This is a genomic window from Pseudonocardia endophytica, from assembly GCF_004339565.1.
Lineage (GTDB): Bacteria > Actinomycetota > Actinomycetes > Mycobacteriales > Pseudonocardiaceae > Pseudonocardia > Pseudonocardia endophytica.
On the sequence record NZ_SMFZ01000002.1, the window covers coordinates 2172104 to 2197482 of the forward strand.

The following is a 25379-nucleotide window of genomic DNA, read 5'->3' on the forward strand; positions in this document are numbered from 1 at the left end:
GACGACGCGGCTCACCCGGAGAGCGGGACGATCCCGGTGTCGGCGGCCGTGCCCGTCTCGGCGAGCAAACCGGCCGCCGCGACCAGCAGCGGGAGGACGGCGACGGCGGCGGTGCCGTCGTCGGTGCGGATCCCCAGGTCCAGGACCGGGTTGAGCGACAGGTGCTCCAGCGCGAGCGTCATCGCGGGCTCCGACGACGCCTGCGCGGCCAGCCACCACTCGCGCGCGCCAGGGGCGACCTCCTCGGCCATCAGCGCCGCAGCCCCGACGGTCAGACCGTCGATCACGACCGGCACCCGCCGGTCCGCGGCCCGGGCGAGCACACCGGCCAACGCGATGATGTCGATGCCGCCGACCTTGCGCAGCAACGTGAGCGGGTCGCGCACGTACGGGCGGGCCCTGCGCAGCGCATCCCGGACGACGGTCGCCTTGCGCATCCACGCGGCGTCGTCGATCCCGCTCCCACGTCCGATGACGGCGACCGGCTCCGCCCCGGTCAGCGCCGCCACCAGTACCGACGCCGGCGTGGTCGCACCGACCGCGAGCGACGCCGGGACAAGGACGTCCGCGCCCGCGTCGATCTCCTCGTCGGCCAGCAGCTGCCCGACCTGGTAGGCGCGCTCGGCCTGCTGCTCGTCGAGCGCGTCCTCGCGGTCGATCCGGCCGCTACCGCGTACGACGACGTGCCCGTCCTCGCCGGACCCGGCCGGCTCGGTGAGCCCGACGTCGACGACCCGCACGGCCGCTCCGGCCGCCCGCGCCGCCGCGGCGACCGGCAGCCGCGCGGAGCCCGCGGCGGTAGCCCGCGCCCGCCCCACGGACGCCGGATACGCGGACACACCCGCCGCCGCCACGCCGTGGTCGGCGGCCAGCAGCAGTACCCGCGCCCGCACCGGCGGTCGCGGTGGGCACTCGCCCTGGCAGGCCGCCAGCCAGCACCCCAGCTCGGCGAGGCTGCCGAGACCGCCGAGCGGGATGGCGAGCTCGGCGACGCGGGCCACGGCCTCCCGGCGGACGTTCTGGTCCGGCCGCCGGACCGGCGTCCCGGCTCCGGCGTGCGCCGTCTCGCCCGTCGCGTCAGTGGCCGGGACGGCGGAGTCCTGTGGGGTGCTCACCCGCCCTTCCTACCGCGCCGGGGTCAGCGCAGACGCAGGGGGAGACCGGCGACGACGAGCACCACCTCGTCGCAGACGCCCGCGAGCTCCGCGTTCAGCGAGCCGAGTGCGTCGCGGAACAGCCGTCCGGACCGCGATTCCGGAACAACGCCGAGACCCACCTCCGCGGAGACGAGGACGACCCGCGCCGCCGTGTCCCGCACCGCGGCGACGAGCCCGTCGACCGCGGAGCCGACGGGCGGGGGTGGCTGGGCCGACGTCCAGGCGGACGAGTCGTCGAGGACGCCGGTCAGCCACGTCGCGAGGTCGTCGACGAGCAGTGGTCCCGGCCGCGCCAGCTCCGCGACCAGGTCCGGCTCCTCGACCGTCACCCAGTCCGGCGGACGGCGGAGCTGGTGGGCGGCGATCCGGGCGTCCCACTCGTCGTCGCCGGGGATGCGACGGGCGGTGGCCGCGTAGCGGACCTGGTCGCCCGCGGTGAACAGGTTCTCCGCGTACCCGGACTTGCCGGAGCGGGTGCCGCCGAGGACGAGCGTGCGGTGCGGGCTCACCGGGCTATCGTCCCCCCGTGCTCGATCACCTCGTGCTGGCCACCCCCGACCTGGACGCGACCAGCGTCGCGGTGACGCGGGACGGGATCACGCTCGTCGACGGTGGCCCGCACATCGGCGTCGGTACCCGCAACCGGCTCGCCGGGCTCGGCCCCGGTCGCTACCTCGAGGTGGTCGGCCCGGATCCGGAACAGCCGGAGCCGGACGCGCCCCGCCCGTTCCACATCGACGAGCTCACCGACGCGCGGCTGGTCACCTGGGCCGTGCGCGTGCCCGATCTGGACGCGGCGCTGGAGGCGGCCCGTGGCACCGGGCACGACCCGGGTGTCGCCCGCGCGATGTCGCGACGGCGACCGGACGGGGAGCTGCTGGCCTGGCGCCTGGCGTTCCCGCCGGACGATCTCGGCGGCGTGATGCCGTTCCTCATCGACTGGGGCACGACGGCGCACCCGAGCGCATCGCTGCCGGGCGGTGCGACGCTCGACGAGCTCGTGCTGGAGCACCCCGAGCCGGCCCGCGTGCGCGCCGTGCTGGACGCGGTCGGCGCCGACGGGCCGGTGGTCGTCCGCGCGGGGGAGACCCCGGCGCTGACCGCCCGGATCGACGGCCGGGTGCTCGGTTAGGCGACGGTCGCGCCGCGCTCCACCTTCGGCTTCGGCACCCGCATCCGGCGCGGCTGGGTGGCCCGGGAGAACGAGTACCAGCCGGTCGCGAGCGGGTTGACGTTCTCGCCCGGGAACTTCGCGCGCGCCCTGCGGGTCGTCTGGTAGCCCAGCAGCGTGCCCTCGACGATCATCACGGCGAGCATCAGGAACGTGAACAGCGTGATGTAGCTCTGGATCGCCGGGACCTGGATCAGCGCCGCGACCACGACGAGCGCCGCGAGCGGCAGGAACAGCCCGATCACGTGCGGCCGGGAGTCGACGATGTCGCGCACGTAGGCGCGGACCGGCCCGCGGTCGCGGGGGAGCAGCACGCGGTCGTCGCCCGCGTCCATCCGGCGGCGCCGGTCGGCGGACGCCTCGCGGCGCGCCTCCTTCGACGGCCGGTTCTGCCGGGCGAGCTTCGAGGCCTCGCGCTGCGTGCGGGGCGGGGGCGGCGCGGGGCCACGACGGCGCCCGCCGGCCTCGGCGTCGCGCCGCTTCGGCGTCGCGCGGCCCTTGCCCGGTGTGGTGTGCCCGCGTGGCGTGCGCCCGTCGTCCGTCTCCTCGTCCACGGTGGTCGTGTCGGACGCGGACTCGGCGTTCTCGGAACGGCGCAGGAACCTCACACCGGTCAGGATACGGACGCGCACTATCGTCCGGGAATGCACGTCGTCGTGGCGCCCGACTCCTTCGGCGGGACGCTGACCGCCCCGGACGCGGCGGAGGCGATCGCCGCGGGATGGCGCCGCGGGGCACCGGCCGACGACGTTCGCGCCGTCCCCCTCGCCGACGGCGGCACCGGGTTCGCGGACGTCCTGCACGCCGTGCTCGGCGGGACGCTGCACGAGCTGTCCGTGACCGGCCCGCTCGGCTCGCCCGTGGACGGGACGTGGCTGGAGGTCGGGGACACGGCCTACGTCGAGTCGGCGACGGCGTGCGGGCTGCACCACGTGCCGCGCGAGCAGCGCACGCCGGACGTCGCCCGCAGCGCGACGTCGCGTGGTGTCGGCGAGCTGGTCGCCGCGGCGCGCGACGCGGGAACGACGAGGATCGTGGTCGGCCTCGGCGGCTCTGCGACGACGGACGGCGGCGCCGGGATGCTCGCCGCCCTGGGTGCCGTCCCCGTCGACGACGGCGGCGCCCCGCTCGAGGACGGCGGCGCCGCTCTCGTCCGGTGCGCCCGGCTGGACGGGACGCCAGTGCTCGACGGCGTCACGCTCGTCGCGGCCGCGGACGTCGACAACCCGCTGCTCGGGCGGCACGGGGCCGCCGCCGTGTTCGGCCCGCAGAAGGGCGCCGACGCGGACGCCGTGGCCGAGCTGGACGGTGCGCTGGCCGTGTTCGGCACGGTGCTCGCCGGGCTGCGCCCCGGCGTCGCCGACGAGCGCGCCGCCGGTGCGGCGGGCGGGCTCGGCGCCGCGTTGCTGGCGCTCGGCGCGACCGTCGAACCGGGGGCCGGGCTGGTCCGCTCGCTGACCGGCCTGGACGCCGAGCTCGACGCGGCCCAGCTGGCCGTCACCGGCGAGGGCAGCTTCGACTGGCAGTCGCTGCGCGGGAAGCTCGTCACGACGGTCGCCGCGGGGGCGGCCGAGCGCGGCGTGCCGTGCGTGGTGCTGGCCGGGCAGGTGTCCGTCGGGCGGCGGGAGATGGGCGCCGCGGGCGTGGCCGCGGCCTACGCCGTTGCGGACGCGGCCGGTCTGGAGGCGTCGATGGCCGATCCGGCGGGCACGTTGTCGGCCCTGGCGGAGGACGTGGCGGCGCGCTGGTCGCGGTGACACGCCGGGTGAGACGGCTCACCCCCGGTGCGATCCCTCGCGTTGTCGGGGGTTGGGCCTATCCTGGTTGCAGGACGCCGGGAACACGCCGGTCCCGCACGCTGTTGGGAGAATCATGACCGTGGAGAACGCCGCCGGCACCCAGACCGAGCAGACCCACGGCGTCGAGCTGACCGACGCCGCCGCCGTCAAGGCCCGCACCCTTCTCGAGCAGGAGGGCCGTGACGACATGCACCTCCGCATCGCGGTGCAGCCGGGCGGGTGCGCGGGCCTGCGCTACCAGCTGTTCTTCGACGACCGTTCGCTCGACGGTGACCTCTTCCGTGACTTCCACGGCCTCCAGGTCGGGGTGGACCGGATGAGCGCGCCGTACCTGCAGGGCGCGACGATCGACTTCGTGGACACGATCGAGAAGCAGGGCTTCACGATCGACAACCCGAACGCAGGAGGCTCCTGCGCCTGCGGTGACTCGTTCAACTGACGGGTAGCAAAACCCCAGTTCACGGCGCTGCGCGGGCCCCGTCGGGATCACTCCGATCCTGACGGGGCCCGCGCGCTGTCGTAGGGTGCCCGAGTGCCTATTGCCGTGACGGGATCGATCGCCTCCGACAACCTGATGCACTTCCCCGGGAAGTTCTCCGAGCAGCTGCTCGCCGACCAGCTGGACCGCATCTCGGTCAGCTTCCTGGTCGACGAGCTGGTCGTGCGCCGGGGCGGAGTGGCGGGCAACATCGCGTTCGCCCTCGGGGTGCTCAAGCAGTCCCCGGTGCTCATCGGGGCGGTCGGTCCGGATTTCGCCGACTACAAGAAGGTGCTCGACGACCTCGGTGTCGACACCTCCGGGGTGCACACGTTCGACGACGTGCACACCGCCCGCTTCGTCTGCACCACCGACGACGACATGCGCCAGATCGCGTCGTTCTACACCGGCGCGATGGCCCGCTCGCGGGAGATCGAGCTGGCCCCGATCGCCGACCGCGTCGGCGGCTTCGACCTGGTGCTGATCGGTGCGAGCGACCCGGACGCGATGGTCCGCCACACCGAGGAGTGCCGCGCCAAGGGCTACCCGTTCCTGGCCGACCCCTCCCAGCAGCTGGCCCGGATGGAGGGCCCCGAGGTCAAGAAGCTGGTGGAGGGCGCCACGTACCTGGTCACGAACGACTACGAGTACGAGCTGCTGCTCAAGAAGACCGGCTGGAGCGCCGCCGAGCTCGCCGAGAAGGTCGACACCCGGATCACCACCTACGGCGAGAAGGGGGCGGTGATCGTCACGAAGGACGGCACCGAGACCCGTGTCGACGTCGTGCCGCCGACGGCGCAGGTCGACCCCACCGGCGTCGGCGACGCGTGGCGTGCCGGCTTCCTCACCGCCCTCGGCGGCGGCCTGTCGCTGGAGCGCTCGGCCCAGCTCGGCGCCCTGATCGCGACGCTGGTCCTGGAGTCCGACGGTCCGCAGGAGTGGGCGTGGGACGTGGACGCGGCGCTGACCCGCCTGAGTGACACGTTCGGTGGCGCGGCGGCCGACGAGATCCGGGCCGTCCTGGCCTGAGGCCCGGCCCGAACGCAGAACGGCCCCGCCGAACCCGGCGGGGCCGTTCTGCGTAGGGTCAGATCTTGATCGGGTAGTGCGGCGTCGGGATCTCCGGCACGATCCGGCGCTCGACGAAGATGCCGTGCCAGATCAGGTAGACGAGCATCGTCCAGATCCGGCGGCTGTGGTCGATCGGGCCCTCGCGGTGCGCGTCCAGCATCCGGTGCACGGCCTGCAGGTCGATCAGGTGCCCGGCCTCCGAGTTCTGGATGATCTCCCGGGCCCAGCCGTACATCTCGTCGCGCAGCCAGTGCCGGATCGGCACCGGGAAGCCGAGCTTCGGCCGGTTCAGCACGTGCGAGGGGATGATCCCCTCCAACGAGCGGCGCAGGGCGTACTTCGTCGTGCCGTTCGAGCCGTGCGTGATCTTCTGCGACAGCGGCAGCGCGGAGGCGATGTCGAACACCTCGGGGTCCAGGAACGGGACCCGCAGCTCCAACGAGTGCGCCATCGTCATCTTGTCGGCCTTGACCAGGATGTCGCCGCGCAGCCAGGTGAAGAGGTCCACGTGCTGCATCCGCGCGACCTCGTCCCAGTCCCGGGACGCGAAGTAGTGCGGCGCGGTGATGTCCTGGTGCGAGACGCGCGGGTCGTAGCCGCGCAGCACCTCGTGCAGCTGGTCGTCGCGGAAGATCCGGGCGTTGCCGTAGTAGCGCTGCTCGAGCGAGAGCGACCCGCGTCGCAGCAGGTCCTTGCCCCGCATGCCCTCCGGCATCCGGCGCGACGCGCGGCGCATCAGCGGCTTGAGCGTGCCCGGCACCTTCTCGAACGGCGCCAGCGACAGCGGCTCGCGGTAGATCGAGTAGCCGCCGAACAGCTCGTCGGCACCCTCGCCGGACAGCACGACCTTGACGTGCTCGCGCGCCTCCCTGGCGATGAACCACAGCGGCACGAGCGCCGGGTCGGCCACCGGGTCGTCGAGGTACCAGACGATCAGGGGCAGCGCCTCCATCATCTCGTCCGGCTTGACCGTGCGGACCACGTGACGCACGCCGATCGCCGCCGCCGACTCCGCGGCCACGTCGACCTCGGAGTAGCCCTCGCGCTCGAACCCGGTGGTGAACGTGATCAGGTTCGGGTTGTGCTCCTTGGCGAGCGCCGCGATCGCGGTGGAGTCGATGCCGCCGGACAGGAAGGCGCCGACCGTCACGTCGGCGCGCATGTGCTTGGCCACCGAGTCGCGCAGCACGTCGGCGATCTCGCCGTGCACGATCGCCTCCGCCTCCGCGCTGGCCGGCGCGTGCGAGGGAAGCGACAGGAACTTCGGCGCGAAGTACCGCTGGTGCACCGGGGCCTCGCCGGGCCGCACCGTGACATGCGTGCCGGACTCGACGCGCTGGATGTGCCGGTGCAGCGACCAGGGCTCCGGCACGTACTGCAACGTCAGGTAGTGCTGCAGCGCCGCCGGCTCCAGGTCCAGGCCGAGATCGAGGTTCTGGGCCATCGCGAGGATCGACTTCTTCTCGCTGGCGAAGATCGTCCCGGCGCCGGTGGTGGCCAGGAACAGCGGCTTGATGCCGAACGGGTCGCGCGCCACGAACAGCTCGCGCTCGACGACGTCCCAGATCGCGAACGCGAACATCCCGCGCAGGCGCTGGACGGCGTCCGGACCCCAATAGTGGAACGCGGCGACGATCACCTCGCCGTCGCCCTCTGTGGCGAACGCCGCGTCGTAGGTCTCGATCAGCTCCTCGCGGAGCTCGAGGTAGTTGTAGATCTCGCCGTTGAAGACGATCGTGTAGCGGGTGTCCTCACCCGGCACCGGACCCCAGTGCAGGGGCTGGTGCGAGTGGTCCACGTCGATGATCGACAGGCGGTTGAACCCGAGGACCAGGTCGTGGTCGTTCCAGGTGCCGCTCTCGTCGGGTCCGCGGTGGCGGGCGCATCGCAGCGCCTCGGCCGTCGGCTCGACCCGGGTGGCGGCGTCCGCCCCGGCGGTCAGCAGTCCCAGCAGTCCGCACACACCGGTCAGTATGCCGACGTCCCCCGAACCCGTTGTCCGCCCCCCGGCGCGCGGCCCCGGAGGGCGCGCATGCAGGGCCCGTCGTCTAGTCTCTACGCGAGGTCGAAAGTCGGTGCTCCGAACGGATGGTGCGCCGCCCCGCGAACCGCCTTCAACCTGGGCGGATCCCGCGGTGGAGATCGCACAGGCGAACGGCAGGAAGGCGGCGGGCAGTGGGCCGAGCAGAACGCGCATCGAGTCGCGGTCGCTCCCGATGGGTGAGGGTCGCCCAGCTCGGGGTCGTTGCGGCAGTGGCGGTGCCCGCGCTCACCGGGTGCTCGGTCGAGGAGGTGCTCCGCTTCGGCTGGCCGGTCGGGGTCACGCCGGAGGCCGAGTCGATGCGGCACCTGTGGACGTGGTCCGCGGTCGCCGCGCTGATCGTCGGTGTCATCACGTGGGGCGCCATGTTCTGGGCGGTGGTCATGCACCGCAAGCGCAAGGACGACGACGGGTCGTTGCCCCGGCAGACGCAGTACAACCTGCCCCTCGAGCTCGTGTTCACGGCGATCCCGACGATCATCGTCGCGGTGCTGTTCGGCTTCACCGTCAACGTGCAGAACTACGTGGACAAGGCCGACCCGTCGAACGGTGCGCCACCGCAGACCAAGGTCGACATCACGGCGTTCCAGTGGAACTGGAAGTTCGACTATCCGGACCAGATCGCCGCGGACGGTCGTCCGGTGGAGACGGTCGGCACCAGCTCGACGATCCCGATCCTCGTGCTGCCGACCGATCGCAGCATCCAGTTCACCCAGCAGTCCAACGACGTGATCCACTCGTTCTTCGTCCCGGAGTTCCTGTTCAAGCGTGACGTGTTCCCGCTGCCGGAGAAGAACGAGCAGGACAACACGTACGTGATCGACCGGATCGACTCGCAGGGCGCGTTCGTCGGCCGCTGCGCCGAGCTGTGCGGCACGTATCACTCGCAGATGAACTTCGAGGTCCGCGCGCTGGAGCCGGGGCTCTACGACCGCTACATCGCACTGCGCAAGCAGCTGAACCCGCAGACCCGCGAGCCCTACACGGCCGGTGAGGCGCTGCAGGCGCTGAACTGCGGCCAGTGGTGCGCGCCGGAGTCGATCAGCACCGTCCCGTTCAACACCGACCGCGGCCAGCTCGCCGCGCAGGCCACGGGCTGAGAGAGGAGCGGGGCCATGAAGGTCGAGTCACGCATCTTCGAGATCTGCACGGTCTTCTTCTTCATCTGCGGGATCGTGTACACGTTCCTGGCCGGTGAGGTGGTCGGTGTCGTCGGCCTGTTCCTGACCGGTGGCCTGTCGCTGATCGTCGGGACGTACTTCCGGTTCGTCTCCCGGCGGCTCGAGGAGCGTCCGGAGGACAACGCCGATGCGGAGGTCTCCGACGGCGCTGGCGAGGTCGGGTTCTTCTCGCCGGGCAGCTACTGGCCGGTGATGATGGCCGCGTGCGCCGCACTCGTCGGGATCGGGCTGGCGTTCTTCTACGTCTGGCTGATCGTGATCGCCGGGATCATGCTGCTGATCACGGTCGGCGGCCTGGTGTTCGAGTACCACATCCGGCCCGCGCACCACTGACACCCTCTCTCCGCGAACGAACGGCACCGTCGAGCAACGACATTGCTCGACGGTGCCGCTCGTTGTGTCAGGGGTGGGGGAGGGGTCAGCCGCGAGCGGCCTTGCCCAGCGCGTCCCGCGCGATGATCACCTGCTGGATCTGGCTGGTGCCCTCGTAGATCCGGAAGAGCCGGGCGTCGCGGTAGAAGCGCTCGACGGCCACCCCGCGCATGTAGCCGGCGCCGCCGTGCACCTGCACCGCGCGGTCCGCGACGCGTCCGACCATCTCCGAGCAGAAGTACTTCGCGGTGGCCGGGCCAGCGACGGTGTCGGTGCCGGCGTCGAAGTTCCGCGCGGCCTCGAGCACCAGGCCGCGCCCGGCCCGGTGGTCGGTCACCGAGTCCGCGACGAGGCCCTGGACCAGCTGGAACCGCGCGATCGGCTTGCCGCCCTGCTCGCGGGTCCTCGCGAACTCGACGGTCTCCTCGACCAGCCGGGCCGCCATCCCGACGCACACCGCCGCGATGTGCAGCCGCCCGTGTGCGAGGCACTTCGCCGCCGTCACGAAGCCGGTGTCGACGCCGTCCTCGCCACCGACGAGGTTGGCGGCCGGCACCCGGACGTCGTCCAGGTAGACGTCCGCGGTCCAGGCGCCGAACTGGCCCATCTTGTGGTCCTTCGGCCCGATCGACAGGCCCGGCGTGTCCTTCGGGACGAGGAACGTCGAGATGCCGCGCGTGCCGGGGGCGTCCGGGTTCGTCCGGGCGAAGACCATGATCACGTCGGCGACGACCGAGTTCGTGATGTAGCGCTTGGAGCCGTTCAGGACCCACTCGTCTCCGTCGCGCACCGCCCTGGTCGTCAGCGACGACGGGTCGGAGCCCGCGTCCGCCTCGGTCAGCCCGAACGACGCCGTCACCTCGCCGGAGGCGAGCTTCGGCAGCCACTCGCGCTTCTGCTCCTCGGTGCCGCCCTCCATCAGCACGTGCCCGGCGATGCCGTTGTTCGTGCCGAACAGGCTCCGCAGCGCCGGCGTCGTCCATCCGAGCTCGAACGCCAGCCGGACCTCCTCGCTCACCGTGAGGCCGAGCCCACCGTACTGCTCGGGGATGGTGAAGCCGTAGAGGCCCATCTCCTTGCACTGCGCGACGATCCGCTCCGGGACGGCGTCCTCGGCGTCGATCGTCTCCTCCAGCGGCACGACCTCGGTCCGGATGAAGTCGCGCACGGAGTCCAGCACGTCCTGCAGGTCCGCGGCATCCATGCCGGACAACCTACCCCGGGGTAACCGGGTCCGCGCCAGAATGCGAACAGCGTACGCGAACCAGGGGAGGGGTCGGTGCGTGCCGCCGCCCGGCGTCGCCCGGTACGACGTCGACCTCCCCGGGATGATCGCGTTCCGCGAGCGGCTCCTGCCCGGGATCTCGCCCGCGATCGCCGCCGCTCCACCCCTCGTGCAGATCTCCACCTCGCCGTCGCCGGCAGTGACCGGACGTCGCCCGCCGGGGACCGGATCCTGCAGTACGCCTCGGCTGATCCGCGGCATACGGTGCGGGACATGACCGAGGACCGCTACGCCCGCTTCACCGCCCTGCGCATCGAACGACCGGAGGAGGGGATCCTCCGGATCGTGCTCGACGCCCCGAACCTCAACGCGGTCGGCGCCGACGCGCACGAGCAGCTCGCCGACATCTGGCCGGTGATCGACCGCGACCAGTCGGTCCGGGCCGTCGTCGTGCGCGGCGAGGGCAAGGCGTTCTCCGCGGGCGGCGCGTTCGACATGATCGAGGTGATGGTCGAGGACCCGATCGCACGTGCGCGGGTCCTGCGCGAGGCCAGGGACATCGTCTACAACGTGATCAACTGCTCGAAGCCGATCGTCTCGGCGGTCCACGGTCCGGCCGTCGGGGCCGGGCTGGCCGTCGCGCTGCTGGCCGACGTGTCCGTCGCCGGGAGGACGGCGAAGATCGTCGACGGGCACACCCGCCTCGGCGTGGCCGCGGGCGACCACGCGGCGATCTGCTGGCCGCTGCTGTGCGGCATGGCCAAGGCGAAGTACTACCTGCTCACCTGCAAGCCGATCACCGGAGAGGAGGCGGAGCGGATCGGGCTCGTGTCGGTCTGCGTGGACGACGAGCTGGTGCAGGACGAGGCGATGGACGTCGCCCGCAGCCTGACCAGGGGGTCGCCGAGCGCGGTGTCCTGGACGAAGCAGACGCTGAACAACTGGTACCGCAGCGCGGGCCCGGCGTTCGACGCGTCGCTGGCATACGAGTTCATCGGCTTCGGGCTCCCGGACGTGGCCGAAGGCGTTGCGGCGCATCGCGAGAAGCGGGCTCCGCAGTTCGACGGCCCGGTGCCGTGAGGGCTCAGGCGCGGAACTCCGGCGGGCGGCGCTCGGCGAACGCCGCCCGCCCCTCCGCGAAGTCGGCCCCGGCCATCAGGTCGAGCTGGTGGTGCTTCTCGGCCTCGAGGACGTCGTGCAGCGATCCGCCGGTGTTCAGCGTCGCCTTGTTCGCGGCCAGCGCCGGGCGCGACCGGGCGGCCAGCAGCGCCGCTCTGGCCTGCGCCTCGGCCAGCGCTGTCCCGGCCGGGACGACGCGCTCGACCAGCCCGATCCGCCGCGCCTCGACCGCGTCCAGCGGGTCGCCGAACATCACGATCTCAGCGGCCCGCCCGTAGCCGACCCGGCGCGGCAGCGTCCAGCTCAGCCCGCCGTCGGTGCCGAGCCCGATCCCGCCGAACGAGCTGCGCAGCACGGCGTCCTCGGCCGCGACGACGTGGTCGCAGGCCGCCATCAACGACAGCCCCGCCCCGAACGCCCCGCCCTCGACGGCGGCCACGACCGCTTTCGGCAGCCCGACCAGCGCCTCCATCACCTGGTTGAACACCCGCAGCCGGTGGCTGCCCGCCGCACGGTCGTCGCTCATGCTCGCGATGTCCCCGCCCGCGCAGAAGATCGTCCCGGCTCCGGTGAGCACGACGGCGCGCACCCCGTCGTCGGCCGCGACCTGCTCCAGCAGGGCCAGCAGCTCCTCGCGCATCGCCAACGACAGCGGGTTGCGCCGCCGCGGCTCGTTCAGCGTGATCGTGAGGACGGACCCGTCGCGGGAGACGTCGAGCAGTTCGGGAGCCACCCGGCCAGCGAAGCAGGAGGTGGGCGCCGTCGCACCCGCAGGTCCGCCGCGGCCCCTACCCTGGACCCCATGGCCGAGGACCGCACCGACGCCCCGTCGCGGCGCCGGCGCGGGCGATCCGGCACGGCCACGCCGGCGCCTCCGCCGCGCGGAGCGGACCCCGACGTGGCCGAGCTGGAGGCCGACCCCGACCTCGTCCGGACCTGGCACGGCCACGGGATCATGCGCGACGGCGTGCTGCACCTCCCGGCGAACGTGAACTGGCCGGCCGCGTGGCCGGGCCGGACCCGCTTCGGGTCGCAGATGTCCTACCTGCTCGCCGGGCTGCCGGTCGCGATCGTGACGTTCCTGATCGTGCTCGTCGGCGTGATCCTCGGAGCCGCGACGGCCGTCGCCTGGATCGGGCTGCCGATCACGGTCGGCACGCTGGCCGCCGCCCGCGGGTTCGCCCGGCAGGAGCGGCGCGCCACCGAGGCGGTGACCGGCCGTCCGCTCCCGCCGCACCACTACCGCACGGCCCGGGGCCGCGGCATGGTCCGGATGCTGCGCGAGCTGGGCGACCCGCAGTCCTGGCGGGACTTCGCGCACGCGATGGCCGGGTTGCCGGTGCGCGCCGCGTGCGCGCTGATCGCGCTCGTCTGGGCGGTCGTCGGCCTCGGTGGGCTGCTCTACGTGTTCTGGCAGTGGTCGCTGCCGCGCGGCGACGACAACTGGACCCTGTTCTCGTCGATCACCGGGGTGCACTCGACGCTCGGCGACGTCGCCCTGAACACCGGCCTGGGCGTGCTGCTGCTCGGCACGCTGCCCACGGTCGTGCGCTGGCTGACCGACGTCCGCGCGCTGCTGGCCCGCGGCCTGCTGACGAACCAGACGGCGGCGTTGCGCGCCAGGGCCCAGCAGCTCGCCGCGGCCCGGCGCGCCGCCGTCGCCGCCGAGGCACAGACGCTGCGACGGCTGGAGCGCGACATCCACGACGGGCCGCAGCAGCGGCTCGTCCGGCTCGGCATGGACCTGGAGGCCGCCACCCGCCGCCTGGACGACGACCCGGAACGTGTCCGCCCGCTGCTCGCCGAGGCGCTCGCGCAGAGCCGGGAGGCGCTCGACGAGCTCCGGGCGCTGTCGCGCGGCATCGCCCCGCCGATCCTGGCCGACCGCGGCCTCGGCCCGGCGCTGGCCGCGGCCGCCGCGCGCTCGCCGGTCGAGGTCTCGCTGGACGTGCAGCTCGACCACGGGAGGCGGCTCCCGGCGTTGGTGGAGAACACGGCGTACTTCGTGGTGACCGAGGCGCTGACGAACGTGGCCAAGCACGCGCACGCCTCGCTCGCCACGGTCACCGTCCAGGCGGGCTCCGACGCGCTGCTGGTCACCGTGTGCGACGACGGTGTCGGCGGCGCCCACCAGGGCAAGGGCCACGGGCTGGCCGGGCTGGCCGACCGGCTGGAGATCGTCGAGGGTGGGATCGAGCTGACCAGCCCGCCCGGTGGCCCGACCGTGATCGTGGCGGAGATCCCCCTGGCCGGTCTCGGGGAGGCCTGAACCGAGATGATGGCGCCATGGCGATGACCGTGGTGCTGGCCGAGGACTCGCTGCTGCTGCGCGAGGGCCTGGTCCGGCTGCTCGACGAGGCCGGTGCGACGGTCGTCGCGGCGGTGGGGGACGGGACGTCGCTCGTCGAGGCGGTCGCCGAGCACCGGCCGGAGGTGGCGGTCGTGGACGTGCGGATGCCGCCGACGTACACCGACGAGGGACTGCGCGCGGCGCTGGACATCCGCAGCCGCTTCCCCGGAACCAAGATCCTCGTGCTGTCCCAGTACGTCGAGGAGAGCTACGCGACCGACCTGCTGGAGGCCGGCGGCGGCGTCGGCTACCTGCTCAAGGACCGGGTGTCCAAGCTCGCCGACCTGTCCGACGCGCTCGCCCGCGTCGCGGCGGGCGGCACCGTGCTGGACCCGGAGGTCGTCTCCGCGCTGCTCACCAAGCGCCGTCGCAAGGACCCGCTGGCCGAGCTGTCGCCGCGCGAGCGCGAGGTGATCGGGCTGATGGCGGAGGGCCGCACGAACACGGCGATCGGCCGGATCATGGTGATCACCCAGGGCGCCGTCGAGAAGCACATCAGCTCGATCTTCACCAAGCTCGGCCTGCCCCCCTCCGGCGACGACCACCGCAGAGTGATGGCCGTCCTCGCCTGGCTGGAGGCCTGAGCCGCCCCGCCCCGCTCCGCCGCCCCGCCCCCATCCCGAACGAACGGCACCTTCGGGCAATGACACTGCTCGATGGTGTCCCTCGTTCGGCACTGGGGGGTGCTGCCCCTCGTTCGGCACGGGGTGGTCGGTCAGACGGCACGCAGGTCGAGTGACAGTTCGGCCGGGGCGCCGTCGAGGAGCCGGACCGGGATGCCCCAGTCCTGCTGGTAGCGGTGACAGGCCGCGAACGTGCCGCCCTCGTCGTCGCAGCTGGCGGCCGCCACGCTCACGCTGAGCACGCCCTCGTCGCCGGTCAGCGTCAGGGTGCGGGTCAAGCCGGTGGACGTGCCGTCGCCGGACGCGAGCAGCGACGGCGGGTCGGCCGCGACGGTGAGCTGCGTCGGGTCGCCGAACCGGTCGTCGAGGTGCTGGCCGGCCGGCGGGGTGAACGCGACCCGCAGCTCGACGGTGCCGGGCGCCAGGTCGGTGCGTGCGCGCTGCACGCGGTGCGCGGCACCGTCGACGGTCGCGCCGGTCGGGATCGGGATGCGGGTCAGGCGGTGCGCCGCGCTCTCGACGACGATCAGCGTGTCGCCGTCGACGAGCACGTCCGACGGCTCGGCCAGGTCCTCGGCCAGGGTGGAGACGGTGTCGGTCGCCGGGTCGTAGCGGCGGACGGCGCCGTTGTAGGTGTCCGCGACGGCGACGCTGCCGTCCGGCAACACCCCGACGCCGAGCGGGTGCTGCAGCAGCGCCGCGGCGGCCGGGCCGTCGCGGTGGCCGAAGTCGAACAGGCCCGTGCCCGCTGCGGTCGTGACGAGCGAGCCGGGGCCGCGCTGCACCCGTCGCAGCGCCGAGGTCTCGGAGTCGGCCACCCACAGCGTGTCGCCGTCGACGGCCAGGCCGCTGGGCTGGGCGAAGAACGTTTCGTCGGCGCCGCCGTCGCGCAGGCCCTCGTTCGTCGTGCCGGCCAGTACGGTCGCGACGCCGGTGTCCGGGTCGAGCGTCCACAGCTGGTGCGGTCCGGCCATCGCGACGACGACCTGCCCGTCCCAGTACGCCAGGTCCCACGGTGACGAGAGCTCGGTCGCCGACTCACCGGGCAGCACGCGTTCGCGCAGTTGCGAACCGGTGCCGGCGACCGTGCTCACGGTGCCGTCGGTGAGGTGCAGCCGGCGCACGGCGTGGTTGACGGTGTCCGCGACGAGCACGTCGCCGTCGCCGAGCACGAGCAGGCCCTGGGGTTCGGAGAAGTGGTTCGCGCCGAACCCGCGCGCGCCGTCCCCGAACCGCCGCCGCTCGGTGACCAGATCCGCCTCGAGCTCGACGATCTGGTGGTGCGCCGTGTCGGACACCAGGAACGTGCCGCCGGGCAGCGCGACGACCTTGCCGGGGAACCGCAGCGCCGTCGACGGCTCGGCCGGGGCGACGTACGGGTCGCCGGCAGCGGAGCCGTGGCGCAGCTCGCCGGCATGGGCGACCATCAGCTCGCGGACCAGCGACGCCAGCCCCGGCCCGTGCCCCTCGCCGGCCATCCGCGCGACGACCTTCCCGGCCGGGTCGATCACCACGAGCGTCGGCCACGCCCGCGCCGCGTAGGCGTCCCACGTGCGCAGGTCCGGGTCGTCGAGCACCGGGTGCGCGACGCCGTAGCGCTCCACCGCGGCCTCGACGGCGGCCGGGTCGGCCTCGTGCGCGAACTTCGGCGAGTGCACGCCGATCACGACGAGCACGTCGCCGAACTCCTCCTCGACCGGCCGGAGCTCGTCGAGCGCGTGCAGGCAGTTGACGCAGCAGAACGTCCAGAAGTCCAGGACGACGATCTTGCCGCGCAACCCGGCGAGCGTCAGGTCCTCGCCGCCGGTGTTCAGCCAGCGTCGTCCCTGCAGTTCCGGCGCGCGTACCCGCATGAGCTCCACACCCGATCTCAACACACCGCCGGCGCACGCATCCGCCACTCCGTCGTCGACACCTGTCGTTCCTGACGTCGGCGAGCCGATCCGCCCGTCCACACGCCGGTGGTCCGCGGGTGTCGTACGCGCACGCTGCGACGCAGCGTGGCCGACAGAGGTCCGAGCGGCACATCGGACGACGCAACACCGAGCCTGAGCACCGGCCGGTCTCACCGTCTCACTACTGAGAGCTTGCGGCGGCCGGTCGCCGATGCATGATCCCGGAACCGTAGTCCACGCCACACGGTGTCCAGAGCCGCCGACCGACGAGGGAGTCGATGTGGGAGAGATGGAAGGCAAGGTCGCGTTGGTGACCGGTGCGGCCCGCGGGCAGGGCCGCAGCCACGCAGTCCGACTGGCGCAGGAGGGTGCGGACATCATCGCGATCGACATCTGCGATCAGATCGATTCGGTTCCGTACGGGCTCTCGAGTGAGGCCGACCTCGCCCAGACCGCGAAGCTCGTCGAGGCCGAGGATCGCCGGATCGTGCACGCCGTCGCCGACACGCGGGACGCGGGTGCACTGGCCGCCGCGGTCGACAGGGGGGTCAGCGAGCTCGGTCGTCTCGACATCGTCCTCGCGAACGCGGGCATCGTCAGCTACGGCGGGGTTCGTGACCTCACCGCCGAGCAGTGGAACGACATGATCGGCACGAACCTCACCGGGGTGTTCAACACGGCCCGGGCGACCGTCGAACACCTCATCGCGTCCGGGGGTGGCTCGTTCATCGCGACGAGTTCGGTGTACGGACTCAAGGGAAACGGCGGCGTCGCTCACTACACCGCGGCCAAGCACGGTGTGACCGGCCTCCTCCGTGCCATGACCCACGAGCTCGCGCCGTTCAACATCCGGGTCAACTCGATCCACCCGACGACGGTCAACACCGACATGATCCAGCACGACGCGCAGTACCGGCTCTTCCGGCCCGATCTGGACAACCCCACTGCCGAGGACGCGAAGGCCGGATTCGCCTCGCTCAACATCATGCCCATTCCGTGGGTCGAGACCACGGACATCACCAACGCCGTTCTCTTCCTGGCCTCGGACAAGGCTCGCTACATCACCGGTGTCGCGCTTCCGGTCGACGCCGGTTCGATGCAGATCTGAGAGGAACAACCATGACCGCCACGCTGTCAACACCCGCGCGGAACGCGGAGCGGCCCAGCGCCGAGGAGCTGATCTCGCGGGCCGAGGCACTGGTGCCGACGCTGCGCGAGCGTGCCCGCAACGCCGAGCAGCTGCGCCGCATCCCCGACGAGACGATGGCCGACCTCACCGAGGCGGGCTTGCTGCACGTCGTCAGCCCCCGCAGCGAGGGCGGGTACGGCTACGGCATGACCGAGCTCGGCACGATCACGCGCATCCTGGCCAAGGGCTGCGCGTCCACCGCGTGGGTCTACTCCTTCCTCGTGGTGCACAACGTGTCCATCACCCAGGACCTCCGGCACCTGCTCAAGGGCCGTCCGTTCGCCCCGGCCGCGTTGTCCGCCGGCTTCCAGGCCACCCCTTCCGGCACGGCCGTTCCGGTCGAGGGCGGTTGGCGGGTGACCGGTACGTGGCCCTTCGCGAGCGGGATCATGAACGCTGACCACGTCCTGTTCATCACGCTCGAAGAGCGTCCGGACGGCGAGGACCCGGCGGTGCTCGGTCTGTGCGCGGACGTCGCGGACGTCGCGATCACCGACATCTGGCACATGGCCGGCATGCAGGCCACCGGCTCGAACACCTTCTCGCTCGAGGACCACTTCATTCCCGCCGACAGGCAGTGGACGGCCTTCGGCCAGGAGCGCCTGCACCCCGCCGACCCCGACGACGTCCGCCCGCTCGAGGGCTTCTCGATCATCCGCATGTTCGACGTGCTGCTGGCTGCCGTCGCGGTCGGGAGCGCGGAGGCGGCCCTCGAGGACTTCCACCGCCGGATCCAGACCCGCATCGTCGGCTTCGGGCTGGGACCTCAGCGCGAACACCCCGAGGCGTGGGGTCGCTACGGACAGGCGGTCACCGAGACCCGCATGGCCCGGACGTTGTGGGACGAGACGCTGCGGGTCGTGTCGGATCTGTCCGAGCGGGGCGAGGTGGCCGACGTCGAGACCGCAGCCACGCTCCGCATGGCGTCGCCGCGGATCTGCCAGGTGGCGCGCGACGCCGTTCAGATCATCGTCGAGGGCTCCGGGTCGAGCATCTACCACCTCGACAACCCCCTGCAGCGCCAGCAGCGTGACATCAACTTCCTGAAGAACCACTCCTACCTGCATCCGGACGGAGCGTTCGTTCCCGCGGGCGCTGCCCTGCTCGGCCTGGCCGACCCGGTCGACGGTCTCCTTCTGATCTGACGAGGGGCAGGCGCGGCAGCGCTCGGGTCCCCATCCACGGAATCCTTGGGTCGGGGGCCCGAGCACTGCCACGATCGAGCCCCGGCGGCCAACGGTGCTCGGAGCAGGCGGGAGGTTCGGTCATGTCGGGAGAGCTCGGCCCGCCCAACTCCGGTACCGGCTGGGGTCCCCGAGCTCGCCGACGGACGCAGGCCGCCCGTGATCGGCTGCTGAGCGACCCGATCGCGCTGGAGGCAGACGATGACCGGTCGCCCGACGCGTCCCTGCGCAGCGAGATCGCCTCCTCGTGGCGTCGCTCCCAGCTCAGTGGCATCGATCCGGGTGCCAGCCTCGCCCTCCCGCTGGACCCGGATCGTCAACCGACGCCCCGGCTCCTGCGTGCGGCCACTCCGGTACTGGAACGACTCAGCCAGCAGCTGTCCCACACCGCGATCACCCTGGCCGACAGCTCGTCGTGGCTGGTCTGGCGGGATGCCGCCGACCATCGTCTGCTGTCCGGGCTCGACCGCATCTCGGCCGCTCCCGGAGCGCTGCTCGCCGAGGAAGTAGCCGGGACCAACGGCCTCGGCACCGTGATCGAGGTCCGGTCACCCATCATCGTCGCAGGTCCCGAGCACTATCTCGAAGACATGCAGGACTTCACCTGCGTCGGGGTGCCGATCAAGGATCCCCTGACGATGCGCCTGGAAGGCATCGTCGCTCTCACCTGTCACTACCGAGACACCAACGAACATCTCCTCCCTCTCGTGGCCGAGGCGGCCCGTGAGATCGAGGTGCGGCTGCAGGAGGGGGCATCCACCCGGGAACGCGCGCTGTTCGATGCCTTCCTGCGCACGGCCCGCTCACCGGCGTTGGCCGTGGCATCGATGAACGACCAGTTCCTGTTCACCAACGCGCAGGCTGCGGAGCTCTTCGACCCCACCGACCACGCGCTGCTGTGGAGCTGGGCCAAGGACAGCATGCAGCACTCGCGCACCGTCACCGGGCGACTCACCCTGAGCAGGGGCGTTCCGGTCGACGTCCGCTGCTCGACCGTCGATGACGGGGCGTCTCCGGCGGGTGTCCTGCTGACGATGAGACCGGGGCGCGAGACGCGTCCAGCTGCCCGCCGTTCGCTCGGATCCACACTGCCCGACATGCCGGTCTGGCAACGGCTCCTCGACGAGGGATGCCGGCTGCTACGCGACCGACGTCGCCTCGCCGTGCTCGGCGAGCAGGGCGCCGGAAAGGCCACCTTCGCCCGGGCGATCCACAACCTGCTCCGCCCGGACACGTCCGCGTTGGAGCTCGACTTCGCGGTCGACCAGGTCGAGCAGTTCGCCACCCATGCGCGAGACGACGACTCGACCGCCGTGCTGCGACACGTCGACTGCCTCGACCATCGCCAGGTCCGCGCGCTGTGCGCGCACCTGGAGAGATCGAACGGACGAGTTCTTCTCACCGTCGATCCCACCCAGATCGACCCGATCCTGCTGAGCCGGCTCATCGATCAGACCGACGGAGCCCTGACCGTTCCCTCGCTCCGGGATCGGCGCGACGACATCCCGGCCCTGATCGCCGTCCTGCTGGCCGAGCTGAACCCGGGCTCCACGCCGGTCCGTTGCGCGTCGGAGTGCGTCGACGCGTTGCGCCACAACGATCTCCCGGGCAACGTGGCCGAGCTGCGCCGCGTCCTGTCCACGGCGCTCGCTGCGGCCGACGGCCGGGACGTCACGCTGGACGACCTCCCCTCCAGCCACCACGCGGTCAGCCGACAGGGTCGACGGCTCGTCGCACTCGAGGTCGCCGAACGTGCAGCGGTGGTGCGTGCGCTGCAGGGCAACTCGTGGAACGCCGAAGCCGCGGCCGTCGCACTGGGAATCTCCCGCGCGACGATCTATCGCAAGATGAAGTCGCTCAACATCAAGCGCCCGGCTCGCGGCTGATTCCCCGGCTCGTCTCACGGCTGAGACAGCGGCGACGGTAATGAGACCCTCCTGTGGTTCCTCCACATGGTCCTGTGACGTCGAGGGCGGGCAGTGAGGCCGGCCACACAGGTACGGAGGAATCGATGGTCTCGCACAAGGTGAACGAGATCGCCTCGACGGCGTATGCCGGGTGGCTTCGCGAGGACGCCACGGTCGAGGAGATGCGGGTGGGCTTCGACCGGATGTGCCCGGAGCCCCCGGCAGAAGGGTCGGTCACGCCCGCCCAGGTGGGTGGCATCAACGGCCTGTGGATCAGAGGACCGTGGTCGGAAGGCACCACGATCCTGCACTTCCACGCCGGCGGCTATCTGATCGGGTCGCCGACCAGCCACCGTGACCTGGCTGCTCGGATCGGCCGGGCCGCCCGCGCTCAGGTCTTCGTCGCCGACTACCGCCTCGCCCCCGAGAACCCGTTCCCGGCCGCGTTCGACGATGGAGTCGCCGCCTACCGGGGAATCCTCGCCGACGGAGTGGACCCGTCGTCCCTGGTCGTGTCGGGCGACTCCGCCGGCGGCGGTCTCGCTCTCGCAGTGATGGCCGCCGCACGGGACTGCGGCGACCCGCTGCCGGCGGTCGGGGTCCTCATGTCCCCGTGGGCCGATCTCACGTTGAGTGGAGACTCCATGTCGGCCAGGGAGCCCATGGATCCGCTCGTCAGCCGAGCCGTGCTGACCGAGATGCAGCAGGGCTACCTCCAGGGAGCCGACCCGGCCGATCATCGCGCCTCTCCGCTGCTGGGCAATCTGGCCGGTCTGCCGCCGCTGCTCGTGCAGGTGGGTAGCAGTGAGGTGCTCGAGGACGACGCGGTCCGCATCGCCGACGGCGTTCTCAGAGCGGGTGGCGACGCGGTTCTGCAGATCGGGTACGAGATGGTCCACGTCTTCCAGATGTTCGCGGACCAGCTCCCGGATGCCGACCGTGCTATCGATCAGATCGGCGCGTACGTCCGTGCACGGGTGCGATCCGCCGGATCGGTCCCGTTGACCTCGCCGCGCTCCTGAACCACTCGGGGCCCACACCGGTGTGGCGCCGGCCGACGGCGGGGTCCGAGGCGCAAGCCCGCCGATCGCGCCGGTCGTCACTTCCGTCGTCGTCTCGGCGGGCGCTGTCGTGGTCGGGCCGTCCGCGGGTGGGTGCGCGACCGTGGCAGCGCCATGACGGGATCGGCGCGCGCGTGGTGCGGCCGCGCGCGAGGATGCAGAACGTGCCGGAGTTACCCGAGGTGGAGAATGCCCGTCAGGTGTTGGCGCTGGCGGTCGGCCGAGAGATCGCGTCGATCGACGATCGCGACGAGTGGCTGTGCCGTCCTCACCGTGCAGGTGATATCGCGACGGCGCTGAAGGGCGGACGGCTGACCGCCACCCACCGCCGCGGCAAGACGATGTGGTGTGACACGGAGACCTCCGACGGCGACGAGGGCCCGGCGCTGGGCGTCCACCTCGGCATGGGCGGCCGGATCGTCGTCACGGACCCGGACGGGGACCGGATCGGCGGTGGCACGAAGCGCCCGGACAGGCGGCCACGCAAGGCGGAGTGGGACCGGTTCACGATCGATTTCACCGACGGCGGCCAGTTCCGGCTGTTCGACAAGCGCCGTCTCGGTCGCATCCGGCTGGACCCGGACCTGTCGGATCTGGGGCCGGACGCGGAGAACATGAAGCCCGCCGAGTTCCGGGATCGGATCTCGCGCGGCCGGTCGGCGGTCAAGGCGCGGCTGCTGGACCAGTCCGTACTGGCCGGCGTCGGGAACCTGCTGGCGGACCAGACGCTCTGGCAAGCCAGGATCGACCCGTCGGCACGGGCGAACGAGCTGACCCGGACCGAGCTGGACCGCCTGCACCGCAACCTGAACCGTGCGTTGGCCGACGCCGTCGAGAACGGGGGCGTGCACACCGGGAACTTCATCGAGCACCGCCACACCGGCGGCCACTGCCCGCGGTGCGGGACGGAGGTCGAGCGTGGCAAGGTCGGCGGCCGGACGACGTGGTGGTGCCCGAAGGAGCAGCACGCCTGAGGCCGGACGCCCGGCAGGCTGTGCCGCCCGGCTGGGACGATCGGGGCATGACCCCGCAGCCGCCGACCGCCGACGTGCTGTTCGCCCACGACGGGGGACGTCACGAGCCCGGACCACCGGACGTCGAGCTGCAGCGCAGGGCACGCTCGCTCGGACGGCCGTTCTGGCTGTCGAAGCCGGCCGGGATCGCCGGGGCGGTGGTGGCCGGCATCGGATTCGTCCTGGCCCCGACGAGCGCGCCGGGCATCGCGCTGATGGTCGTCGGGTTCGCGGCGGTGGTCGCGTCATTCGTGGTGCTGCGGCTGGTCGGGCCGCGCTACGGCGCCGCGACGCAGGTGGCCGGTCTTCCGGTGCCCGCCGACCGGGCCGAGGAGCTCGGCGCCGTCGCGCGCGCGTTCGAGTCGGTGCTCGGCGAGATCGAGAAGGCCGCGGAGACCGGCCTGCACCCGCCTCGCACGAAGCGGTTCCACACCATGACCCGTCGCTGGGACCGGGCCACCGACCGGCTGCGCGGGCAGTGGCTCGACGGCGACGACGTGGCCTGGCGCGCGACCACCGACCGGCTCGTGTCCTGCGGCGAGACGGTCGAGGCATTCCGGCGTGACGTGGCCGACCACGTCGCCCGGTCCGCGTCAGACGACGGGTGAGGGTTCCCGCGCCCGCCACCGGAACAGCACCGCCGCGCCGACGGCGGCCCAGGCCAGCCCCAGCGTCCACCCGGCCAGCACGTCGCTGAACCAGTGCACGCCCAGGTAGATCCGCGTCGACCCGACCGCACCGACCCACAGCACGGCGACCGCGACGAGCAGCGCCCGCCCGCGCGCGGCCAGGTGCGGCCACGCGACGACCACGATCGACGCCAGCGCGACGGCCGACATCGTCGCGTGCCCGGACGGCAGCGACTCGTTCGTCTCCCGGACCACCTGCGCCGACGCGGGCGGCCGCGGCCGTTCGAGCAGCCGCTTGACCAGCGTGAACACCAGGGCGGCTGTGGCCGTCGTCGCGACCAGGTAGACGGCCTCGTCCCGGCGCCCGCGCCACCAGCACACCGCACCCGCGACGACGGCGATCGTCGCCGACGCGATCGTGTTCCCGATCTCGGTCAGCGTCACCGCCGCCGTGATCCGCGGGGGCGTGCGTTCCTCGGTGGCCTCGGCCAGCGCGGCGGCGTCGCGCCCGGTGAACCCGCCCGTGTAGGCGACGGCGATCAGCAACCCGGCCAGCAGCAGGAGCGCGGCCGCGACGAACGCGGTGCGGCGCCAGTCGCGTACGGGATGATCCACCTGGTCAGTCTGCCCGCCTCGGCCGTCGCCCGCCCGGGCCCGGGTGACCCGACTCGTGCACGCGCGCCGCCTGCCCCGGGCGGATCGCCGGGCCGCCTCCCTGGACGTCGTCCCCGTCGTAGCCGCCCCAGCGACTCCGGCACGGGCACGGGCAGCCGCACCTCGCAGGGGATCACCCGACCTCGCACGGGCTACATGGCCTGCGAGGTCGAAGGACGCCCTGCGAGGTCGCACCCGGGCCGGCGCCGGTCACGCGGATCACGCATGGCACTTCCGCAGGAACGGCAGCAGGTACCCGGCGAGCGCGTCCGGCGCCTCCTCCGGCACGAAGTGCCCGCAGTCCGGAACGGACCCACCGGTCACCTCACCGGAGGCGAAGTAGCGCAGGCACTCCAGCGGCTCCTCGCCGCGCCCGAACCCGACCGCGCCGCCCACCGCGAGCACCGGCACCGTGATCCCCCCGGCGCCGACCTGGCGGGCGTTCGCGATGTCCGCGTCCCGCGAGCGGTAGTACGCGAACCCGGCGGCCATCCGCTCCCTGCCGCGATAGCGGTCCACGTAGGACGCGCGGGTGCCGGCGTCGATCGCCGCAGGGTTCGCCGAGAAGTGGTCGTAGAACCAGCCGAGGTAGGTGTCCTCGCGGCCCTCGGTGAGGTCCTCGGCCAGCGTCGTGCGGTGGAACGCGTGGTGCCACCGGTTGCCGCCCTGCGCGATGTCCGGTCCGGCGCCGAGGTCGTTCGGGATCGTCACGTCGACGACGGCGAGACCTCGCGCCCGGGAGCCCAGCAGCCACGCCGCGTAGAACGCGACGACGCCGCCCCAGTCGTGCCCGACCACGACGACGTCGCCCAGCCCCAACGCCTCCGGCAACGCCGCGACGTCTCCCGCCACGGTCAGCTTGTCGTACCCGCCGGACGGCACCGACGACTCGCCGAGCCCGCGCAGGTCCGGCATCACCAGCCGGTACCCCTCCAGCAGCGGCGCGACGCGGCGCCAGGACAGCCACGTGTGCGGCCAGCCGTGCAGCAGCAGCACGGCGGGCGCGTCCGCCGGCCCGTCGAGCGCGACGTGCAGGTCGACGTCGCCGACGCGCACCCGGTGGTGCTCTGGCATGAGCTCTCCCTACGGACGGACCAGCAGCTTGATCACGTCGTCCGGACGCCCGGCGACGCGGTCGTGCAGGTAGGACACGGCGCCGTCGAGCCCGCGGACCGCGGGTCCGGGACGTCCCGGTCCACGACCCGAGCGGTCTGCCCGGTCGTGACGACGGCGCGCCCCCGCCCGGGCCGTCCACGACGA

24 protein-coding genes are annotated in these 25379 nt (G+C 72.5%); 15 read left to right on the forward strand and 9 right to left on the reverse strand.

All coding sequences use genetic code 11. The features are described from left to right. Nucleotides 1-11: 11 nt before the first annotated feature. Nucleotides 12-1115: a nicotinate-nucleotide--dimethylbenzimidazole phosphoribosyltransferase gene (locus tag EV378_RS29030; RefSeq protein WP_132430556.1), complete on the reverse strand. Its 1104-nt coding sequence runs from the start codon at nucleotides 1113-1115 to the stop codon at nucleotides 12-14. 23 nt (nucleotides 1116-1138) lie between these two features. Beyond that, the gene (locus tag EV378_RS29035) at nucleotides 1139-1666 is read right to left on the reverse strand and encodes a bifunctional adenosylcobinamide kinase/adenosylcobinamide-phosphate guanylyltransferase (RefSeq protein ID WP_132430557.1); all 528 of its coding nucleotides are present in this window, start codon (nucleotides 1664-1666) and stop codon (nucleotides 1139-1141) included. A 17-nt stretch (nucleotides 1667-1683) separates the two neighbouring features. On the opposite strand from EV378_RS29035, the gene EV378_RS29040 reads away from it, so the two are divergent. Then, nucleotides 1684-2289 (forward strand): VOC family protein, encoded by a 606-nt coding sequence (locus EV378_RS29040; protein ID WP_132430558.1) that lies wholly within the window; start codon nucleotides 1684-1686, stop codon nucleotides 2287-2289. On the opposite strand, the gene EV378_RS29045 is transcribed toward EV378_RS29040, so the two are convergent. After that, nucleotides 2286-2936 (reverse strand): DUF3043 domain-containing protein, encoded by a 651-nt coding sequence (locus EV378_RS29045; RefSeq protein WP_207908894.1) that lies wholly within the window; start codon nucleotides 2934-2936, stop codon nucleotides 2286-2288. The genes EV378_RS29040 and EV378_RS29045 overlap by 4 nt on opposite strands. A 36-nt stretch (nucleotides 2937-2972) precedes the next feature. Between EV378_RS29045 and EV378_RS29050 the strand changes: the two genes are divergently transcribed. The 3 genes from EV378_RS29050 to EV378_RS29060 all read left to right on the forward strand — a co-directional run bounded on the left by EV378_RS29050 (nucleotide 2973) and on the right by EV378_RS29060 (nucleotide 5634). Then, nucleotides 2973-4085 (forward strand): glycerate kinase family protein, encoded by a 1113-nt coding sequence (locus EV378_RS29050; protein WP_132430559.1) that lies wholly within the window; start codon nucleotides 2973-2975, stop codon nucleotides 4083-4085. Between the two features lie 115 nt (nucleotides 4086-4200). Further along, nucleotides 4201-4566 carry a HesB/IscA family protein gene (locus tag EV378_RS29055; RefSeq protein WP_132430560.1) on the forward strand — a complete coding sequence of 122 codons (366 nt, stop codon included), beginning with the start codon at nucleotides 4201-4203 and terminating at the stop codon, nucleotides 4564-4566. A gap of 135 nt (nucleotides 4567-4701) precedes the next feature. Further along, the gene (locus EV378_RS29060; RefSeq protein WP_132432897.1) at nucleotides 4702-5634 is read left to right on the forward strand and encodes a carbohydrate kinase family protein; all 933 of its coding nucleotides are present in this window, start codon (nucleotides 4702-4704) and stop codon (nucleotides 5632-5634) included. Nucleotides 5635-5692: 58 nt separating this feature from the next. Here EV378_RS29060 and asnB read toward each other — a convergent pair whose 3' ends face one another. Beyond that, nucleotides 5693-7639, reverse strand: coding sequence for an asparagine synthase (glutamine-hydrolyzing) (gene asnB / locus EV378_RS29065; protein WP_132430561.1), 1947 nt, complete (start codon nucleotides 7637-7639; stop codon nucleotides 5693-5695). 212 nt (nucleotides 7640-7851) lie between these two features. Between asnB and ctaC the strand changes: the two genes are divergently transcribed. Both ctaC and EV378_RS29075 read left to right on the forward strand, forming a co-directional pair. Then, the gene (ctaC, locus tag EV378_RS29070; protein WP_424511259.1) at nucleotides 7852-8817 is read left to right on the forward strand and encodes an aa3-type cytochrome oxidase subunit II; all 966 of its coding nucleotides are present in this window, start codon (nucleotides 7852-7854) and stop codon (nucleotides 8815-8817) included. Nucleotides 8818-8832: 15 nt separating this feature from the next. Beyond that, nucleotides 8833-9231 carry a cytochrome c oxidase subunit 4 gene (locus EV378_RS29075; protein WP_132430563.1) on the forward strand — a complete coding sequence of 133 codons (399 nt, stop codon included), beginning with the start codon at nucleotides 8833-8835 and terminating at the stop codon, nucleotides 9229-9231. Between the two features lie 85 nt (nucleotides 9232-9316). Here the strand turns inward: EV378_RS29075 and EV378_RS29080 are convergent, their stop codons facing one another. After that, on the reverse strand, nucleotides 9317-10474 hold the full coding sequence (locus EV378_RS29080) for an acyl-CoA dehydrogenase family protein (RefSeq protein WP_132430564.1): 1158 nt from the start codon (nucleotides 10472-10474) through the stop codon (nucleotides 9317-9319). A 294-nt stretch (nucleotides 10475-10768) separates the two neighbouring features. Between EV378_RS29080 and EV378_RS29085 the strand changes: the two genes are divergently transcribed. Beyond that, the gene (locus EV378_RS29085) at nucleotides 10769-11575 is read left to right on the forward strand and encodes an enoyl-CoA hydratase/isomerase family protein (RefSeq protein ID WP_132430565.1); all 807 of its coding nucleotides are present in this window, start codon (nucleotides 10769-10771) and stop codon (nucleotides 11573-11575) included. A 4-nt stretch (nucleotides 11576-11579) separates the two neighbouring features. Here the strand turns inward: EV378_RS29085 and EV378_RS29090 are convergent, their stop codons facing one another. Next, nucleotides 11580-12347: an enoyl-CoA hydratase/isomerase family protein gene (locus EV378_RS29090; protein ID WP_132430566.1), complete on the reverse strand. Its 768-nt coding sequence runs from the start codon at nucleotides 12345-12347 to the stop codon at nucleotides 11580-11582. A 69-nt stretch (nucleotides 12348-12416) separates the two neighbouring features. On the opposite strand from EV378_RS29090, the gene EV378_RS29095 reads away from it, so the two are divergent. Beyond that, a complete protein-coding gene (locus EV378_RS29095) occupies nucleotides 12417-13883 on the forward strand; it encodes a sensor histidine kinase (RefSeq protein ID WP_132430567.1) in 1467 nt (488 codons plus the stop codon). 23 nt (nucleotides 13884-13906) lie between these two features. Further along, the gene (locus tag EV378_RS29100; RefSeq protein ID WP_132432899.1) at nucleotides 13907-14548 is read left to right on the forward strand and encodes a response regulator transcription factor; all 642 of its coding nucleotides are present in this window, start codon (nucleotides 13907-13909) and stop codon (nucleotides 14546-14548) included. A gap of 131 nt (nucleotides 14549-14679) precedes the next feature. Here EV378_RS29100 and EV378_RS29105 read toward each other — a convergent pair whose 3' ends face one another. Beyond that, nucleotides 14680-16440, reverse strand: coding sequence for an NHL domain-containing thioredoxin family protein (locus tag EV378_RS29105; RefSeq protein ID WP_132430568.1), 1761 nt, complete (start codon nucleotides 16438-16440; stop codon nucleotides 14680-14682). Between the two features lie 331 nt (nucleotides 16441-16771). Here EV378_RS29105 and EV378_RS29110 point away from each other — a divergent pair, with 331 nt between their 5' ends. The 6 genes from EV378_RS29110 to EV378_RS29135 all read left to right on the forward strand — a co-directional run bounded on the left by EV378_RS29110 (nucleotide 16772) and on the right by EV378_RS29135 (nucleotide 23444). Then, nucleotides 16772-17590, forward strand: coding sequence for a mycofactocin-coupled SDR family oxidoreductase (locus EV378_RS29110; protein WP_207908997.1), 819 nt, complete (start codon nucleotides 16772-16774; stop codon nucleotides 17588-17590). 11 nt (nucleotides 17591-17601) lie between these two features. After that, nucleotides 17602-18816 carry an acyl-CoA dehydrogenase family protein gene (locus EV378_RS29115; RefSeq protein ID WP_132430570.1) on the forward strand — a complete coding sequence of 405 codons (1215 nt, stop codon included), beginning with the start codon at nucleotides 17602-17604 and terminating at the stop codon, nucleotides 18814-18816. 572 nt (nucleotides 18817-19388) lie between these two features. After that, nucleotides 19389-20741 carry an AAA-type ATPase lid domain-containing protein gene (locus EV378_RS29120; RefSeq protein ID WP_165922531.1) on the forward strand — a complete coding sequence of 451 codons (1353 nt, stop codon included), beginning with the start codon at nucleotides 19389-19391 and terminating at the stop codon, nucleotides 20739-20741. Nucleotides 20742-20866: 125 nt separating this feature from the next. Further along, entirely contained in the window at nucleotides 20867-21784 is a 918-nt protein-coding gene (locus tag EV378_RS29125; protein ID WP_132430572.1) for an alpha/beta hydrolase, read from the forward strand. Between the two features lie 194 nt (nucleotides 21785-21978). Next, nucleotides 21979-22797, forward strand: a complete 819-nt coding sequence (locus EV378_RS29130) for an Fpg/Nei family DNA glycosylase (protein ID WP_132432901.1) — start codon at nucleotides 21979-21981, stop codon at nucleotides 22795-22797. Nucleotides 22798-22844: 47 nt separating this feature from the next. Then, a complete protein-coding gene (locus EV378_RS29135; RefSeq protein ID WP_132430573.1) occupies nucleotides 22845-23444 on the forward strand; it encodes a hypothetical protein in 600 nt (199 codons plus the stop codon). Here the strand turns inward: EV378_RS29135 and EV378_RS29140 are convergent. Further along, nucleotides 23430-24080 (reverse strand): phosphatase PAP2 family protein, encoded by a 651-nt coding sequence (locus tag EV378_RS29140; protein WP_165922533.1) that lies wholly within the window; start codon nucleotides 24078-24080, stop codon nucleotides 23430-23432. The genes EV378_RS29135 and EV378_RS29140 overlap by 15 nt on opposite strands. 258 nt (nucleotides 24081-24338) lie before the next feature. Next, the gene (locus tag EV378_RS29145) at nucleotides 24339-25193 is read right to left on the reverse strand and encodes an alpha/beta fold hydrolase (protein ID WP_132430575.1); all 855 of its coding nucleotides are present in this window, start codon (nucleotides 25191-25193) and stop codon (nucleotides 24339-24341) included. Nucleotides 25194-25379 lie beyond the last annotated feature (186 nt).